General features: G+C 73.8%; 14 protein-coding genes. 12 read left to right on the forward strand and 2 right to left on the reverse strand.

What is annotated here, in order from left to right:
• Positions 1-44 precede the first annotated feature (44 nt).
• Together AB0C12_RS03780 and AB0C12_RS03785 are read left to right on the forward strand one after the other, a co-directional pair.
• Positions 45-248, forward strand: a complete 204-nt coding sequence (locus AB0C12_RS03780) for a hypothetical protein (protein ID WP_360543819.1) — start codon at positions 45-47, stop codon at positions 246-248.
• 246 nt (positions 249-494) lie between these two features.
• Positions 495-1337 (forward strand): DUF1028 domain-containing protein, encoded by an 843-nt coding sequence (locus tag AB0C12_RS03785; protein WP_360543821.1) that lies wholly within the window; start codon positions 495-497, stop codon positions 1335-1337.
• Positions 1338-1345: 8 nt separating this feature from the next.
• On the opposite strand, the gene AB0C12_RS03790 is transcribed toward AB0C12_RS03785, so the two are convergent.
• Both AB0C12_RS03790 and AB0C12_RS03795 read right to left on the reverse strand, forming a co-directional pair.
• Entirely contained in the window at positions 1346-1933 is a 588-nt protein-coding gene (locus AB0C12_RS03790) for a response regulator transcription factor (protein ID WP_360544920.1), read from the reverse strand.
• A gap of 41 nt (positions 1934-1974) precedes the next feature.
• Positions 1975-3216 carry a sensor domain-containing protein gene (locus AB0C12_RS03795; RefSeq protein ID WP_360543823.1) on the reverse strand — a complete coding sequence of 414 codons (1242 nt, stop codon included), beginning with the start codon at positions 3214-3216 and terminating at the stop codon, positions 1975-1977.
• Positions 3217-3327: 111 nt separating this feature from the next.
• On the opposite strand from AB0C12_RS03795, the gene AB0C12_RS03800 reads away from it, so the two are divergent.
• From AB0C12_RS03800 to AB0C12_RS03845, 10 genes are all read left to right on the forward strand, one after another.
• A complete protein-coding gene (locus AB0C12_RS03800; protein ID WP_360543825.1) occupies positions 3328-4074 on the forward strand; it encodes an ABC transporter ATP-binding protein in 747 nt (248 codons plus the stop codon).
• Positions 4071-6383: an ABC transporter permease gene (locus AB0C12_RS03805; RefSeq protein ID WP_360543827.1), complete on the forward strand. Its 2313-nt coding sequence runs from the start codon at positions 4071-4073 to the stop codon at positions 6381-6383. The genes AB0C12_RS03800 and AB0C12_RS03805 overlap by 4 nt, the downstream gene beginning before the upstream one ends.
• A gap of 90 nt (positions 6384-6473) precedes the next feature.
• Positions 6474-8021, forward strand: a complete 1548-nt coding sequence (locus tag AB0C12_RS03810) for a long-chain fatty acid--CoA ligase (protein WP_360543829.1) — start codon at positions 6474-6476, stop codon at positions 8019-8021.
• 169 nt (positions 8022-8190) lie between these two features.
• Positions 8191-9513: a hypothetical protein gene (locus tag AB0C12_RS03815; RefSeq protein ID WP_360543831.1), complete on the forward strand. Its 1323-nt coding sequence runs from the start codon at positions 8191-8193 to the stop codon at positions 9511-9513.
• Positions 9513-10469, forward strand: coding sequence for a glutamate ABC transporter substrate-binding protein (locus AB0C12_RS03820; RefSeq protein WP_360543833.1), 957 nt, complete (start codon positions 9513-9515; stop codon positions 10467-10469). The genes AB0C12_RS03815 and AB0C12_RS03820 overlap by 1 nt, the downstream gene beginning before the upstream one ends.
• A gap of 6 nt (positions 10470-10475) precedes the next feature.
• Entirely contained in the window at positions 10476-11675 is a 1200-nt protein-coding gene (locus AB0C12_RS03825) for a hypothetical protein (RefSeq protein WP_360543835.1), read from the forward strand.
• Positions 11672-13870 carry a tetratricopeptide repeat protein gene (locus AB0C12_RS03830; RefSeq protein WP_360543837.1) on the forward strand — a complete coding sequence of 733 codons (2199 nt, stop codon included), beginning with the start codon at positions 11672-11674 and terminating at the stop codon, positions 13868-13870. The genes AB0C12_RS03825 and AB0C12_RS03830 overlap by 4 nt, the downstream gene beginning before the upstream one ends.
• 171 nt (positions 13871-14041) lie before the next feature.
• Complete coding sequence (locus tag AB0C12_RS03835; protein WP_360543839.1) at positions 14042-15016, forward strand: PP2C family serine/threonine-protein phosphatase; 975 nt, start codon at positions 14042-14044, stop codon at positions 15014-15016.
• Positions 15017-15026: 10 nt separating this feature from the next.
• Positions 15027-16292, forward strand: a complete 1266-nt coding sequence (locus AB0C12_RS03840; RefSeq protein WP_360543841.1) for a VWA domain-containing protein — start codon at positions 15027-15029, stop codon at positions 16290-16292.
• Positions 16289-16936: an FHA domain-containing protein gene (locus AB0C12_RS03845; RefSeq protein ID WP_360543843.1), complete on the forward strand. Its 648-nt coding sequence runs from the start codon at positions 16289-16291 to the stop codon at positions 16934-16936. The genes AB0C12_RS03840 and AB0C12_RS03845 overlap by 4 nt, the downstream gene beginning before the upstream one ends.
• The last annotated feature ends 27 nt before the right edge of the window (positions 16937-16963 follow it).

The raw sequence follows: 16963 nt of genomic DNA on the forward strand, positions 1-16963 counted from the left end.
GGGTAATCAGGAGGCGTACCCCAACCGGCGACGAGGAGACTCCGATGTTCTTCAACCTGATCAGGCGCTACGTGATCATGGCGATCGCCATCCCGCTGGCCGCGGCCGGCGCGCGCAAGCTCAGCGACGCCGTGGAGGCCAAGCGCGGACCCAGCCGCGGCACCAAGCTGCTGCGCCAGGGCGCGGACACCCTGCAGGGCCGCTTCGGCCGGCAGAAGAAGCGCTCGCGCTTCGCCTTCGGCCGCTGACGAAACGACGGGCGAAACTACGGGCGGGTCAGGAACCGGCAAGCACCGTCCCCGCCCGTAGCTCGAGGTCCGCACAGCGGGCCGCACCGATCCCGGCGCGGCCCGCGGACGGCGGACCGTGGTCGGCCCCACCGAGGGCGGCGGCGGGCACGACAGTGATCTGACCAGCGGACGCCGCCGGCTCAGTCGAACGGCACCCGGGCACAGTGTTCTCCTGTCTTGTTACGACTCGGATAACGTGCGCTCATGACCTTCTCTGTCGTGGCGCGCGCAGCCGACGGTGGCGCGCTCGGGGTGGCTGTGGCCAGCAAGTTCCTGGGCGCCGGCGCGGCCGTGCCCGCCGCCCTCGCGGACGTGGGCGCGGTGGCGACCCAGTCGTACGCCAACCTCGCGTACCGGCCGCAGGCCCTCGCCCTGCTGGCCACCGGGGTGCCCGCCGCCGAGACAGTCGCCGGCCTGATCGCCGCGGACGCCGGCCCGGTGGACCACCGGCAGGTCGGCGTGGTCGGCTCGCAGGGCCCCGGAGCGACGTTCACCGGCTCGGCCTGCCACGACTGGGCCGGCGGGGTGGCCGGGGACGGCTTCGCCATCCAGGGCAACATGCTGGCCGGACCCCAGGTGGTCGAGCAGATGCGCCAGGCCTGGCTGGCCGGCACGGCACAGACCCGCCTGGCGTACCGCCTGCTCGACGCCCTGCGCGCCGGCGACGAGGCCGGCGGCGACCGCCGGGGCCGGCAGAGCGCGGCGCTGCTGGTGGTGGCCAAGGGCCAGGGGTACGGCGGCACCAGCGACGTCGTGGTGGATCTCCGTGTGGACGACCACCCAGACCCGGTCGCGGAGCTGACCCGCCTGCTCGAACTGCACACCCTCTACTTCGAACGCCCGGACCCGGCGACCCTGCTGGATCTCGACGGCGACCTGGGCACCGAGGTGCGCGACCGGCTCGCCGTCCTGGGCCACCCCGCGGGCCCGGCAGCGGCCGACCTCGACGAGGCGCTCGCGTCCTGGGCCGGCGTCGCCAACCTGGAGGAACGCATCGTCGCCGGCAGGATCGACCCGCTGGTCCTCGAGCAGCTGCGCAACGCCTGAGGAACGGATCAGCCGCGCAGGAAGGCCAGCACCGCCCGGACGCGGCGGTGGTCGTCGACGTCCGGCGGCAGGTCCAGCTTGGCCAGCAGGCTGCCGATGTGTTTGGCCACCGCCGCCTCGCTGACCACCAGCGTCCGGGCGATCGCCGTGTTCGAGCGGCCCTCGGCCATCAGGGCCAGCACCTCGCGTTCGCGGGGAGTGAGGCGGGCCAGCGGGTCGCGGCGCCGGCCCAGGAGCTGCCGGACCACTTCCGGGTCGACGACCGTACGGCCGGCGGCCACCCGGACCAGCGCGTCGACGAACTCGGCCACGTCGCCGATGCGGTCCTTGAGCAGGTAGCCGACGCCCGCGGTCGGGCCGGAGTCGAGCAGTTCGGCGGCGTACGTCTGCTCCACGTACTGGCTCAGCACCAGGACCGGCAGGCCGGGGTCGGCGGCCCGCAGCGCGATCGCCGCCTGCAGGCCCTCGTCGCTGAAGCCCGGTGGCATCCGCACGTCGGTGACCACGACGTCGGGCCGGTGCTCGGCGACGGCCGCGAGCAGGGCCGGTGCGTCGGCGACGGCCGCGACCACCTCGTGGCCGAAGTGGCGCAGCATGCCGGCGATGCCCTCGCGGACGATGACGCCGTCCTCCGCGATCACGACCCGCACGGGATCTCCACATGCAGCAGGGTGGGGCCGCCGGGCGGGCTGGACAGCGCCACTGTGCCGTCGACCGCGGCGACCCGATCCGCCAGCCCGGTCAGACCGGTGCCGCGGCCGGGGTCGGCGCCGCCGCGGCCGTCGTCGCGGACGTCCAGGTGCAGCCGGCCGCCGCGGATCCCGGCGGACACGGCGGCCCGGGTCGCTTCGCTGTGTTTGGCCACGTTGGCCAGGGCCTCCACCACCACGAAGTACGCCGTCACCTCGACCGCGTCCGGCAGGCGCCCGGCCAGCCGCAGGTCGAGATCCACCGGCACCGGGGCGTGCCCGGCCGCGTCCCCGACGGCCGCGGCAAGGCCGCGGTCGGTCAGGACCTTCGGGTGGACGCCGCGAATGAGCTCCCGGAGCTCGGCGAGCGTCTCCTTGGCGAGTTGCTGCGCCGCCGTCACCTGGACCGCGGCCGCGGACCCGTCCTCCAGCTCCAGACGGGCCAGTCCGAGCTGCATGCTGAGGGCGACCAGCCGCTGCTGGGCACCGTCGTGCAGGTCCCGCTCGATGCGGCGGCGCTCGACCTCGAAGGCGTCCACCAGTCGGGCTCGGGAGCGGGTGAGCTCGACCAGCTTGGCGTCGCTGTCGTCGCTGCGCGGCGCGAGCAGTGCCCGGGCCATCGCCGCCCGCGCGCCGGCCCAGGCGGTCACCGGATAGGCGCCGATCGCCAGGGCGACCGGGGTCAGCAGCGCCATCGGCACGGTGACCCAGGGCGTGGTCTCGCCGTGCAGGTAGACCGGTCCGAACAGCAGGCTGGCGGGCACCACGACAGCGGCGTAGACCACCGCGGCGTCCATCCAGCACAGCACCAGCGCGGAGATCACCGTGTATCCCAGCTCCCGCCAGGTGGCCTGCTCCCGCAACCGGCAGGTGAGCCAGGCGCGCAGCCCCGGCTCGCCGGGATGGCGGTGCGGGTTCGGCAGCGCCTCCCGGTCGACCAGCCGCATCCGCCAGCGTTCCAGCCGGCCGACAACCACCCCGGACAGCACCGTGGCCAGGTAGCCGGCGACGCCGACGACGACGATCGACAGCAGGAGCCCGGCGGCCAGCAGGAGCAGGGTGGTCGCGATGGTGGCCATGCCGATCAGCGCCCCACCGGTGAGGTAGATCAGCGAGCGCAGGGGCCAGGGCGACAGCAGGAACCGCGTCGGCCGCATGGTGAGCGCCTCGAGCGCGTTGCGGACCGGCATGGGCAGTCACGCTACCGGCGGGCCGCGCCCCGCTCGGTAGTGCTGGGTATACCTTCGATCCTCGCGCGCGGGGGAATGTGCCGGGCCCGGCGGGCCGGAAGGCTTCCGGCCATGACCATCACGACCATCGGCACGGCGGTGCGGCTGCGGGCCGTCTCCAGGATCTACGGTACGGGCGAAAGCGCGGTGACCGCCCTCGACGCGGTCGACGTGGACATCGCCCCGGCCACGTTCACCGCGGTGATGGGCCCGTCCGGGTCCGGCAAGTCCACCCTGCTGCACTGTGCCGCGGGCCTCGACCGGCCGACCAGTGGCGAGGTGACCATCGACGGGGTGAGCCTGACCGGGCTCTCCGAGCGGGCCCTGACCAAGGTGCGCCGCGCCCGGGTCGGTTTCGTCTTCCAGGCGTTCAACCTGATCCCGGCGCTGAGCGCGGAGCAGAACGTGGCGTTGCCGCTGCGGCTCGCGGGCCGGCGGCCGGCGGCCGGCGAGGTCCGGGCGATGCTGGCCGAGGTGGGGCTGGCCGACCGGGCCCGGCACCGCCCGAGTGAGCTCTCCGGCGGCCAGCAGCAACGGGTCGCCATCGCCCGGGCGCTGGTGACCCGGCCGGCAGTGCTGTTCGCCGACGAGCCCACAGGCGCGCTGGACACCACGGCGTCGCGGGAGGTGCTGCGGCTGCTGCGTACGGCGGTGGACCGGCACGCCCAGACCGTGGTGATGGTGACGCACGACCCGTACGCGGCCGCGCACGCCGACCGGGTGCTGCTGCTCGCCGACGGACGGGTGGCGGACGTGCTCGACCATCCGGCGGACGCCCCGGAGATCGCCGTGCGGATGGCCCGGCTGGAGGAGCGGTGAGGCTCGCCTGGGACATGGTCCGGCACCGGTTCGCCGCGTTCGCCGGCACCTTCGTCGCGATCGCGCTCGGCGTGGGCGTCGTGGCCGGCGCGACCACTCTCTGGGCGTCGTCACAACCGCAGACCCCCGAGCGGTTGTCCGCCACCCCGGTGCTCGTGCACTCGCCGTCGGTCGGCGACAACGACGACGGCTATCCGGAGTACCGCTCGTGGACCATCGCCGAGGCGGCCGGGCTGGCCGGTCGGCTCGCGGCCCTGCCCGGGGTCACCGCGGCGATCCCCGACCCGTCCTTCTACGTGCAGCGGGTCGTCGGCGGCCGGCCCACCGGCGACCCGCAGACCGCGCTCGCCGAGGGGCACGCCTGGTCGTCGGCGGCGCTCGGCGGCTACCGGCTCAGCGCCGGCGCACCACCGGAGCGGCCCGGGGAGGTCACGCTGGCCGGTCAGGCACCGGGTTCGCGGGTCGACGTGCTGACCGCGCACGGCCCGGCGACCTGGACGGTGACCGGCACGACCGACGGCCCGGGCTTCTACGTCGCGGATGCCACCGCCGCCGCCCTGTCCGCCGGCGTCCGGCTCATCGGGCTGACCGTCAGCGGTGACGCCGAGTCGGTCGCGGCGGCGGCCCGGTCGGCCGTGGGTACAAGCGGCACGGTCCTGTCCGGGGCGGCCCGCGACACCCTGGAGCCGGAGTCCGTGACCCGGATCCGCTGGCTGGGCGCGCAACTGCTGATCGCCATGGTCTCGCTGGGCTCCTTCGTGGCGATCTTCGTGGTCGCGTCCACGTGCGCGCTGAGCGCGGCGCAACGACGGCGCGAGATCGGGCTGCTGCGCGCGGTGGGGGCCACCCCGGGCCAGGTGATCCGGATGATGTACGCCGAGACGCTGGTCGTCGCGGTGCTGGGTGGCACGGTGGGCGTACCGCTGGGGGCGCTGGCCGCTCCCCTGCTCGCGCCGCCGCTGGTGGCCGCCGGGCTCGAACCGGCGGGGTTCGCCGTGACCTGGCAGCCGGCGGCGCTGGCCGGTGCGTTCGGGCTCGGCATCGTGGTCGCGCTGACCGGTGTCTGGACCGCGGCCCGGCGGTCCAGCCGGGTGCCCGCCCTCGACGCCCTGCGGGACGCGGCGATCGAGCACCGGGCGATGACCCGGCCCCGCTGGATCCTCGGCGTGCTGAGCGTGATCGCGGGCGCCGCCCTGCTGATCGCCCTGCCCGCGCTCAGCACCGACGCCCAGTCCTCGGCCATGATGGGCGCCGCGATGCTGCTGCTCATCGGGGCCGCGCTGCTCGCCCCGGTGGTCATCGCCCCGCTGGTGCGGTTCACGACCTGGCCGTGGCGGCGCGGCGCGACCGGAATGCTGGTCCGCGAAGGCACGCTCACCGGGGCCCGCCGGGTCGCCTCGACAGCGGCACCGGTGCTGCTCACCATCGGCTTCGCGGTGCTGCTCACCGGGACCGTCTCGACGATCTCCCAGTCCGCCGGCGCCGACGCGGCGGCCGACGTGCCCGCCGCGCTGGTCGCCGCCCCCGACGGCACTCCGGGTCTGTCCGACGCCGCCGTGGCCGGCCAGCCCGGCGACTCCTATCTGAGCAGCCACCTGCTGGTGACGGTCGGCGGCAGGACGACGCGCTACGGCGTGGCCGGGACAGACGGTCAGGAGGGTGTCGTGCTCTCGCGTGAACTTGCGGACCTGCCCCGCCGCCTGGACGTCCGGTTCCCGGACGGCACCACCGCGACGCTGCCGGTCACCGCCGTCCGCGACGACGCGCCGGAAGCGATGCTGCTCCCCCGCGACCTGGTCCGGCGCCACGACCCCGGCGCGCTGACCGAGGCCGTCCTGCTCGACGGACCGGCCGTGCCGGCGACCGGGCTGCGGGTACTCACCGCACGCGCGTACGTGCAGCTCGACATCGACGAGGAGGGCGAGATCGTGCAGATCTTCCTGGCCGTGCTGCTCGCCCTCGGTGTCGGCTACACGGGTCTCGCGGTGGCCAACACCCTGCTGATGGCGACGGCCGCACGCCGCGAGGAGTACCGGGCGCTGCGCCTGGCCGGCGGCGGCACGTCCCACGTGCTGCGGGTGACCTCCGGCGAGGCCCTGCTCGCGGTGGTGACGGGCACCCTGTTGGGCGGCACGGTGGCGGTGTTCTGCCTGCTGGCGGCCCGGCGCTCGATCGAGGAGGAGATCGGGCAGGCGATCGAGCTCGTGGTGCCGTGGGGTCAGAACCTCGGCGTGGCGCTGGTCTGCGCCCTCGTCGCCGTCCTGGCGGCCGGCGTGCCGGTGCTGCGGGCAAGAGCTGGGTCTATGTGAAACAAAATCGAAACGGAGGGTTCTTCGGCTGCCGTCGGCATGTTGGGATTGAGACCGTCGCCACAGCGGATCTGTCGAGGAGACCCACGCATGCTCAACCTCTCCGTCTTCCTGGAGGACAGCGCCCGTCACTACCCGGAGCGGGCAGCGGTCGTCCTCGGCGACCAGCGCCTGACGTACGCGCAGGTGAACGCGGCGGCCAACCAGGTCGCCAACCTGCTGCGCGCGCGGGGCATCGGCCCCGGGGACAAGGTCGCCCTGTCGTGTCCCAACCTGCCGTACTTCCCGGTGCTCTACTACGGCATCCTCAAGGCCGGCGCGGTCGTCGTGCCGTTGAACGTGCTGCTCAAGGGGCGGGAGATCGCGTACCACCTGACCGACTCGCAGGCCAAGGCGTACTTCTGCTTCCAGGGCACACCCGAGCTGCCGATGGGCGCCGAGGGCCACGCCGGCTTCGCCCAGGTGGACGCGTGCGAGCACTTCTTCCTGGTCACCGCCGACCCCGCCGCGGAGTCGCCGATCGAGGGCGCCGAGACGCTGGGCCGGGCGCTGGCCGGGCAGTCACCCGTGTTCGAGACCGTGCTCGCCGCCGAGACCGATCCCGCGGTCATCCTCTACACCAGCGGCACCACCGGGCAGGCCAAGGGCGCCGAGCTGAGCCACTCCAACCTCATCCTCAACGCGCTCACCTGCAACCGGCTGTTCCAGTCCGCTCCGGCCACCGACACCCACCTGCTGGTGCTGCCGCTGTTCCACTCGTTCGGCTCCACGGTCAACATGAACGCGGGCTTCTCCAGCGCTTCCACGCTGGTGCTGCTGCCCCGCTTCGAGCCGGCCGCCGCGGTCAAGCTGCTGGAGAAGGAGAACGTCACCTTCTTCGCCGGTGTGCCGACGATGTACTGGGGTCTGCTCAACGCGCTGACCGACGACGTCGACGTGGAGAAGATCGCCCGCACCATGCGGCGCACGGTCAGCGGCGGCTCCAGCCTGCCGCTGGAGATCATCAAGGAGGTCCGCAACCGGCTCGGCTGGACCATCCTGGAGGGCTACGGCCTGTCCGAGACCTCGCCGGTGGCGACGTTCAGCGACCCGGACAGTGAGCCGCGGCCGGGGTCGATCGGCGTGCCGATCTGGGGTGTCGAGGTCAAGCTGATCGACGAGTCGTGGAACACGATCGAGGGCAGCGAGGAGATCGGCGAGATCGCCATCCGCGGGCACTGCATCATGCGCGGCTACTACAACCGGCCCGACGCGACCGCCGAGGTGATGAACAACGGCTGGTTCCGCACCGGCGACCTGGGCAAGCGCGACAAGGACGGCTGGTACTACATCGTCGACCGGGCCAAGGACATGATCATCCGCGGTGGTTTCAACGTCTACCCGCGCGAGATCGAAGAGGTCCTGATGACTCACGAGGCGGTGTCGCTCGCCGCGGTCATCGGGGTGCCGCACGAGACCCACGGCGAGGAGGTGAAGGCGTACGTGATCCGCAAGGAGGGTGCGACCGTCACCGAGGAGGAGCTCATCGCCTGGGGCAAGGAGCAGATGGCCGGTTACAAGTACCCGAGACTGGTCGCCTTCGTGGACACGCTGCCCATGACCGCGACCGGCAAGCTGCTCAAGCGCGCCCTGACCTGAGTGCGCTGACCTGACCTGACGTACGCCGAACGCGCACCCGGAGGGGGACACTCCGGGTGCGTTTTCGTGCGTAGACTCGGCCGGCCGGACGCTGGAGAAGATCATTTGCGCGCGTGCGGCACAGTGAGCGGGTGAGCGCCCGACCACGCACGGCACCGACGGAGGAAGCTTGAGCACAGCACAGCTCGACCGGCCCGCGCCGGTCGTGGCGAACCCCTCCGGTGGCGTCCTGCACCGCGTCGCCCGGCTCCGGCGGACCTCCCCCGGCCGGCTGCAGCTCATCCTCGCCGGGCTCGTGACCCTGGGCCTGCTGACCGGCCTCGTCGCCGGCCTCACCGCGTCGGCCGCCGCGACCGGTACCGCCGATCTCGGCAACCGGGCCCAGCCGCTGCTGGTCGAGGCCGAGACGATCTACTCCGCGCTGGCCGACGCCGACACCACCGCCGCGCAGGCGTTCCTGGCCGGCGGGCTGGAGCCGGTCGACCTCACCCGGCGCTACGAGGAGGATCTGGACCGCGCCACCACCGCGCTGACCTCGGCGGCCCGCCGTACCCCGGAGACCGGCCGCTCGGCCGACGCGATCCGGCAGCTGTCCACGGACGTCTCCCGCTATGCGGCCCTGGTGGCCAGCGCCCGGGCCAACAACCGCCAGGGCCTGCCGATCGGCGCGTCGTACCTGTCCTCGGCGTCCACCCTGAGCCGCGATTCGCTGCAGCCGCAGGCGCAGGCGCTGTTCCAGGCCGCGCAGAGCGAGGTCGACGACGGCTACGGCGACGCCCGCAGCTCCTGGTGGACCGCCCTGCTGATCCTGCTGCTGCTGGCGCTGCTCACCGCGCTGGTGCTGACCCAGCGCCACCTCAGCCGCCTGACCCACCGCACGTTCAACGTGCCGCTGCTGGTCGCCACGGCGGTCACGCTCGTGCTGGCGGTCGGCGTCGGCGGGGTGCTGATCTCGCAGCGCGCGCACCTGTCCGAGGCCGACACCGAGGGCTCCTGGCCGGTCGCGCTGCTCGCCGAGACGCGGATCGCGGCCCTGCGCGAGCGCGGCGACGAGGCGCTGACCCTGGCCGCCCGGTCCGGCGAGGGCGCCCTGGAGACCGACTTCGACCAGACCACCGGCCGGCTCGACAAGCTGCTCACCGACGCCGCCGAGGTCATGCCCGACGGCTCCGCCGGTGCGGACGTGCGGTCCGCGGCCCAGGCCCACCGCGCCTACGTCAGCGCCCACGACAAGGTCCGCGAGCTCGACAACAAAGGCGACTACGACGGCGCCGTGGCGCTGGCCATCGGGCCGCAGACCAGCCGGACCTTCACCGGCGTCACCGCCGTCATCGACCGGGCGCTGGAGAGCCGCAAGGACGTGTTCCGCGACGAGATCGGCGCGGCCGGTCGCGGGCTGGGCCTGCTCACCGTGCTCGGACCGCTGCTCGCCCTGCTGATCTGCGGCCTCGCCGTCGCCGGCGTCCGCGCCCGACTCGAGGAGTACCGCTGATGCGCGCCCGTGTCACCCTCGTCGCCGTCGCCGCACTGTCCGTGCTCGCCGCCGCGGGCTGCGCCGGCGACTCGTCCCCGCTGCCCGGGCGTCCGAGCGCGTCCGCCGCACCCGCGCCGACCGGCCCCGCCGCCGTCGTCGACACGTCCTGCAACCCGCGCGCGAGCCTCAAGCCCGCCGGGGCGCTGCCCGCCCCGGGCAAGATGCCGGCCGGCACCTACATGGCCCAGATCCACAAGCGCGGCCGGCTGGTGCTCGGCACCAGCCAGGACACCCTGCTGTTCAGCTCGCGCAACCCGTTCACCGGCAAGGTCGAGGGCTTCGACGTGGACATGGGCCGGCAGATCGCCCAGGCCATCTTCGGCGACCCGGACAAGATCCAGATCAAGGTCATCGCGTACGACAAGCGGGTCAGCTCCGCGGTGGACGGCTCGGTCGACCTCGTCGCCGACACCATGACCGCCAACTGCGCCCGCTGGAAGGACGTCAACTTCTCCACCATCTACTACAACGCCGGGCAGAAGGTGCTGGTCTCCTCGGCCTCGAAGGCGCAGAGCATCAAGGACCTCCGCGGCCAGAAGGTGTGCGCGGCCAAGGGCTCCACGTCGTACGACAACATCGCCAAGGATCCCGCCAAGCCGATCGCGGTGGACCGGCCCGGCTTCGGTGACTGCCTGGTCGCCTTCCAGCAGAACGAGGTCGACGCCATCTCCACCGACGACACCATCCTGGTCGGGCTGGCCGCCCAGGACCCGTACGCCAAGGTCGTCGGCCCCGCGTTCACCGAGGAGCCGTACGGCATGGCGATGAGCAACGACCACCCGGAGTTCACCCGCTTCGTCAACGCGGTGCTGGCCAGGAACCGGGCCGACGGCACCTGGAAGGCCACCTACGAGCGGTGGCTCGGTGACTTCGGCGCCGCCCCGCAGCCGCCGGTCGCCGAGTACCGGGACTGACCGGCCGTGACCGCGCCCACCCAGGACCTGCTCGGCCGCGCCGACAGCGAGCTGCTGCGCCTGGAGGCGGCCGCGGCGGCCGTGGCGGCGAACCTGGTCGACCTCGACGACAACACGGCCCGCAAGGATCTCGACAAGGGACCGCTGACCGGCCGGACAGCCGCCGCCTGGGCCGACGCCACCGCCGCGCTGACCCAGCTGTGGGACGGCTACGGCATGCTGACCGCGTTCATCACCTCGGCCCGGTCGGCGCGCAACCAGCGGCGGTTCACCGACACCGAGAAGACCGCGTACGTGCACCAGGTCCTCGGCCGCTCGATCACCCTGTCCACCACGACGGTGCCGCTGGCCCAGCGCGGCCTGCTCGGGGCCGGCCAGGTCAGCACCACCTGCACCCCGGCCGAGCTGCTGGCCGCGATGGAGGCCGCCTTCAAGACCGCGGTCGACGTGGCCGTACGCGCCGGCGACGTGTGGCACCGGCTGATGCCCGAGGCCGCCACGGTCGCCTCGTCGCTGGCCCACCTGCGCGGCCTGACCCGCTCGGCGACCCTGGACGAGGCCGACCGGCTGCTCGGCGACTTCACCTCCGCCCTCGCCTCGGATCCGCTGGGCTGCGACGAGCGGGCTCTGGCGACCGTCCGCTCGCTGCTGGACCGGGCCGACGCGGAACGCACCTCGGCCGGTGAGCTGCGCGAGGCGCTCACCCAGCGGCTGGCCGACGCGCATGCCCTGCTCGACCAGCTCGCCGAGGCGGCCCGGGCCGCGGCGGTGGCCGAGCAGAACGCCGCCGGCCGGTTCGCCGACAGCGCCATCGCGGTCGTGTCCGGGCCGGACCTGCGGCCGGATCTGGCGGCGCTGGACGCTCTCGCCGCCGCCGGGCACTGGGCGTTGCTCAGTCCGCGGCTGGCCGAGTGGAGCCGGCGGGCCCGGGAACGGATCGCCGCCCTGCGCGACGCCGCCGCCCGTAACGCCGGGATGCTGGCGGCCCGCAACGAGCTGCGCGGTCGCCTGGACGCGTACCAGGCGAAGGCCGGCCGGCGGGGGCTGTCCGAGGATCCGGCGCTCGCGCCACTGGCCGGACGGGCCCGCGACGCGCTCTACACCGCGCCCTGTGATGTCGACGCCGCCCGGGCCGCGGTGAACGCGTACCAGGATGCGGTGGCCCGGCTCACCGCCACGACGACTGCGAGGGACGGCCTTCTGTGAAATGCCAGCGCGACTGTCCCGGCACCATCCAGGACGGCTACTGCGACACCTGCGGCATGGCCCCGGTCAAGGGAGGAGCCGCGGCGCCACCGAAGCCGCGTACGGCCACGGCTCCCTCGGTGCGGACGGCTGCGCTGTCCACGCGTACCGGTGGCTCGGCCCGCACCGGCAGCGCCCGCACCGGATCCCGGCGCCGGCGCTTCGGCGGTGGGCTCGTCGACGTGGCGCCGCTGCCCGAGCGCGATCCCGCCACGGCGATCATGGCCGTGGCCGAGGTGCCCGAGGACAAGCGGTACTGCGCCAAGTGCGGCAACCCGGTCGGCCGGGCCCGCGGCGACCGGCCCGGGCGCACCGCCGGTTTCTGCCCGTCCTGCGGCGAGGCGTTCAACTTCACCCCCAAGCTCGGTAAGGGCGATCTGGTCGGCGGGCAGTACGAGGTGATCGGCGCGCTGGCCCACGGCGGCCTGGGCTGGATCTACCTGGCCAACGACAAGCGCGTCTCGAACCGCTGGGTGGTGCTCAAGGGCCTGCTCAACTCCGGTGACGAGGACGCGCTCGCGGCGGCGGTGGCCGAGCAGCGCTTCCTGGCCGAGGTCGAGCACCCGAACATCGTCAAGATCTACAACTTCGTGGAGCACGACGGCGCCGGCTACATCGTCATGGAGTACGTCGGCGGGGAGTCCCTCAAGGGCATCCTCAAGGACCGCCGTACGGCCAACAACCACCAGCCGGACCCGCTGCCGGTGGACCAGGCGCTGGCCTACGTCCTGGAGATCATGCCGGCGTTCGGCTACCTGCACGACCGCGGCCTGATCTTCTGCGATTTCAAGCCGGACAACGTCATCCAGACCGGCGACCAGGTCAAGCTCATCGACCTCGGCGGCGTCGTGCACGTCGACGACCAGGACGCCGCGCTGTACGGCACGCTCGGCTACCAGGCACCGGAGATGGCCACGGCCGGCCCGTCGATCCAGTCCGACCTCTACACCATCGGGCGCACCCTGGCCGTGCTCACCACCGACTTCCGTGGCTACCAGAGCACCTTCAAGGACAGCCTGCCCGACCGCGGCGAGTTCGAGGTCTACCAGCGCCACGAGTCCTTCTACCGGCTGCTGCAGCGGGCCACCCGCACCGACCCGGCCGAGCGGTTCGTCGACGCCGGCGAGATGACCGAGCAGATGCTGGGCGTGCTGCGCGAGGTGCTCGCCGCCGACGGCGACCCCCGCCCGGCCACCTCCCGGCTGTTCACCGGCGAGCTGCGCACCGATCCGCGCAGCGACGAGCCGCAATGGCGCTTCCTGCCGGCACCGATGATCGACCTGACCGACCCGGCCGCCGCCTTCCTCGCCTCGGTGACCGTCACCGAGCCGCAGGAGGTCCTCACGCTGCTCGGCAAGGCCCCGGAGAACACCCTCGAGGTGCAGCTGCGGGCCCTGCGCGCGCTGATCGACCTGGGCGCGGCCGGCAGCGGCCGGGACGCCTTCGCCGACGCGGCCCGGATGCACGACACGATCGCGGCGCACGCCGGCGGGGACTGGCGGGTCGCCTGGTACGACGGTGTCCTGGCGCTGGCCTCGGGCGACCTGCCCCGGGCCGGGGAGCAGTTCGACGCGGTCTACTCGGCGCTGCCCGGCGAGCTCGCGCCCAAGCTGGCGCTGGGCCTGACGCTGGAGCTGGCCGGGCGCCCGGGCGAGGCGGCGGCCTATTACGACGTGGTGAGCCGCACCGACCCGGCGTACACGACCGCGGCGGCGGGACTGGCCCGGTGCCGGCTCGCCACCGGGGACCGGGACGGGGCCGTGGAGGCGTACAACCGGGTGCCGGGGACCTCGGCGGCGTACCGCAGCTCCCAGGTCGGCGCCGTCCGGGCCCTGGTCCGGTCGGATCCGGCGGCGGCGGCCGACGTGGCCGCCCTGGCTGCCGCGGCCGCCCTGATCGACCGGCTGGAGATGGAGGCCGCGCAGCTCGCCGCGCTCCGCGCCGAGCTGCTGGAACGGGCGCTGAGCACCCTGACCGGCGGCACCCCCGTGCCGGGCGCGGTGCTGGGCACGCCCGGCGCCACGCACGCCGGGGAGCGGGACGTACGCTTCGCGCTGGAGGGCGCGTACCGGGAGATGGCCCGGGCCGCCCACGGGCCGGAGAAGATCCGGCTGGTGGACCTGGCCAACGCGGCCCGGCCGAGGACCCGCACGTGAGGCCGGCCGTCCGGTGGGAGAAACGAGACGCCATGAGTTCCTTCGCCGACGGCGCCACGCCCGGCCGCGACACCAGCCGCCACGGCGGCATGACTCCGCGGCCGGACTGCGCCCCCCGCGGCGGCGCGGCATGACCGCGCGGCCGGACCACGCCCCCCGCGGCGGCGCCGCATGACCGCGCGGCCGGACTGCGCCTCCTGCGGGGACGAGCGGGCCGCCGGGGCCGCCTTCTGCGAGAGCTGCGGCAAGCCGTTGGCCACGGGCGCCGGCCAGGCAGTCGGCAAGGACTGCCCGTCCTGCGGCGCGGCCGGCGCGGTCGGCGACGACGGCTACTGCGGCAACTGCGGGCTGCTCGCGGCCCGGCCCCGAGACCACGTCGAGGCCGACGCCGGACCGGTCGCCGCCGCGGTCACCGACCGGGGTCTGCGGCACCACCGCAACGAGGACGCGATGTGGCTGGCCACCCGCGGCGCCGACGTCGACGTGGTGGTCTGCGACGGGGTGTCCGCGTCGTTCGATCCGGACGTCGCCTCCGAGACCGCCGCCGAGGTGACCGGCAAGGCCCTGCTCACGGCCGGGGCCGAGCTGCCGGAGAGCATCGCCGAGGCGATCCTGGCCGCCGGGACCGCGGTCGCCGCGCTGGCGGCGACCGGCGACCCGCGCCGGGCCACGTCCAACCCGGCCTGCACGATCGTCGCGGCCTGCGTGCGCGGCACCGAGATCGGGTACGGCTGGGTCGGCGACAGCCGCGGTTACTGGGTGCCCGTCGAGGGCGAAGCCGTGCAGCTCACCGAGGACGACTCGTGGGCCACCCACGCCATCTCGCTGGGCGTCGATCCGCAGTCGGCCTGGAACGATCCCAAGGCGCACGCCATCACCGCCTGGCTGGGCGCGGACGCGGGCGCGATCCGCCCACGCACCGGCGCCTTCTTCGCCGAGACCCCGGGCCACCTGGTGCTCTGCAGCGACGGCCTGTGGAACTACCTGACCGAGCCGGCCGCCTTCGCCGACACCGTCCGGGCCGCGCTGCGCGACTCGGCGGGTCTGCTGGAGGCCGGTCGCGCCCTCGTCGACTTCGCCAACGCGGCGGGCGGCTCGGACAACATCACCGTCGCCCTCGTCCCCCTCAACACCCTCGACAGCTAAGGGAGAGCCCGTGCCGTACACCGCCGAGGCGTTCCAGAACGAGTTCCTCGCCCTGGGCGCGACCGAAGTCAACGCGATCGTCACCGTCGCCTCGTCCGGCGCGGAGGGCGGACGGCGCACGGCCGGCGCCACCGAGATCATCATCGTCGACTGTTCCGGCTCGATGCAGGCCGAGGGCCGGATGGTCGCCGCCCGCCAGGCCGCCAAGGCCGCGGTCAACTGCATCGACGACGGCGTGCGCTTCGCCATCATCGCCGGCGTGAGCACCGCCCAGCAGCTCTTCCCGGCGCCCGGCCAGCTCGCGGTGGCCACCCCCGAGACCCGGGCCCAGGCGATCGGCGCGATCGACCGGCTCCAGGCCAACGGCGGTACGGCCATGGGCGCCTGGCTCAAGCTGGCCGGCCAGCTGTTCGCCCAGCGCCCGGGCGACATCACCCACGCCATCCTGCTGACCGACGGCGAGAACGGCGAGTACAAGGGCTACCTCGAGGGCGTGCTGCAGGAGCTCGGCGGCACCTTCACCTGTGACTGCCGCGGCGTCGGCACCAACTGGACGGTCTCCGAGCTGCGCAAGATCGCCACCGCGATGCTCGGCACGGTCGACATCGTCGCCCGCCCGCAGGACCTGGCCGCCGCGTTCGAGCAGATGATGACCGCGGCGATGGGCAAGACCAGCGCCGACGTGCAGCTCAAGGTCTGGACCCCGGTGAACGCGACGGTCCGCTTCGTCAAGCAGGTCGAGCCGCAGGTGGCCGACCTGACCGGCAAGCGGGTCGAGGACGGTCCCCGGGCCGGCCGCTACCCGCTGGGCGCGTGGGGCTCGGAGAGCCGCGACTACCACATCTGCGTCGACGTGACCCCGGGCGCGGCCGGTGACGAGATGCTGGCGGCCCGGGTGTCCGTGGTGGAGGGTGACAACGTGCTGGCGCAGACCCTGGTGCGGGCGGTCTGGACCGAGGACTCGGCGCTGTCGACCCGGATCAACCGTCAGGTGGCGCACTACACCGGGCAGGCCGAGCTGGCCGACGCGATCCAGGCCGGCATCGAGGCGCGAAAAGCCGGCGACGACCGGACGGCGACGCTGAAGTTCGGCCGGGCCGCGCAGCTCGCCCACGAGAGCGGCAACAAGGCGACCGAGGAGCTGCTGGCCACGGTCGTCGACATCGAGGACGCGGCGACCGGCACGGTCCGGCTGCGCCGCAAGGTCGAGGCGGCCGACGAGATGGCCCTGGACACCCGCTCGACCAAGACCGTGCGGGTGGGACGGTCGTCATGACGACGTATGCCTGTCCCAAGGGCCACGCGTCCACGACGGACGACTTCTGCGACACCTGCGGCGCGAAGATCGGTGGCACGGCGGCGTTCACCCCGGGTGTCGCCCCGGCCGCCCCGCCGGCCTTCCCGAGCGGGGAACCCTGCCCGAACTGCGGCACGCCCCGGGCCGGGGCGGGCCGGTTCTGCGAGGACTGCGGCTTCGACCACAGCACCGGCAAGGTGCCCGCGCTGGTCCAGCCCCCGGTGACCGGGCAGCCGGCGGCACAGTGGACGGCCACCGTGTTCGCCGACCGGGAGTACTTCGCGGCCAACGCCATCGAGGGGGTCGACTTCCCGGAGCAGCCCACCGAGCGCACGGTGACGCTGCCCGCCCCGCAGGTGCGGATCGGCCGCAGGAGCACGTCGAAGGGCACGGACCCGGAGATCGACCTGGCCGACGCCGACCCGGGTGTCTCGCACAGCCATGCCCTGCTGACTCTGAGTGTGGACGGCGTCTGGCTGGTCTCCGACCTCGGCTCGACCAACGGCACCTACCTCAACGACGAGCCGAAGCCGCTGACGGCCGGGCAGACCCGCAGCGTCGGCCACGGCGACCGGGTGCACGTCGGCGCCTGGACGACCATCCTGCTGCAGGCCCCGGCCTGACCGACTCCGTGCGGGTGACTGTGCGGG

It is taken from the genome of Actinoplanes sp. NPDC048967, from assembly GCF_040649415.1.
Taxonomy (GTDB): Bacteria; Actinomycetota; Actinomycetes; order Mycobacteriales; family Micromonosporaceae; genus Actinoplanes.

What these genes read in the sequence shown, in the direction of transcription:
- AB0C12_RS03780 (WP_360543819.1), top strand. Translation starts at nt 45, where the DNA reads ATGTTCTTCAACCTGATCAGGCGCTACGTGATCATGGCGATCGCCATC.
- AB0C12_RS03795 (WP_360543823.1), bottom strand. Translation starts at nt 3,216, where the DNA reads ATGCCGGTCCGCAACGCGCTCGAGGCGCTCACCATGCGGCCGACGCGG.
- AB0C12_RS03790 (WP_360544920.1), bottom strand. Translation starts at nt 1,933, where the DNA reads ATGCTGCGCCACTTCGGCCACGAGGTGGTCGCGGCCGTCGCCGACGCA.
- AB0C12_RS03800 (WP_360543825.1), top strand. Translation starts at nt 3,328, where the DNA reads ATGACCATCACGACCATCGGCACGGCGGTGCGGCTGCGGGCCGTCTCC.
- AB0C12_RS03835 (WP_360543839.1), top strand. Translation starts at nt 14,042, where the DNA reads ATGACCGCGCGGCCGGACTGCGCCTCCTGCGGGGACGAGCGGGCCGCC.
- AB0C12_RS03820 (WP_360543833.1), top strand. Translation starts at nt 9,513, where the DNA reads ATGCGCGCCCGTGTCACCCTCGTCGCCGTCGCCGCACTGTCCGTGCTC.
- AB0C12_RS03845 (WP_360543843.1), top strand. Translation starts at nt 16,289, where the DNA reads ATGACGACGTATGCCTGTCCCAAGGGCCACGCGTCCACGACGGACGAC.
- AB0C12_RS03785 (WP_360543821.1), top strand. Translation starts at nt 495, where the DNA reads ATGACCTTCTCTGTCGTGGCGCGCGCAGCCGACGGTGGCGCGCTCGGG.
- AB0C12_RS03810 (WP_360543829.1), top strand. Translation starts at nt 6,474, where the DNA reads ATGCTCAACCTCTCCGTCTTCCTGGAGGACAGCGCCCGTCACTACCCG.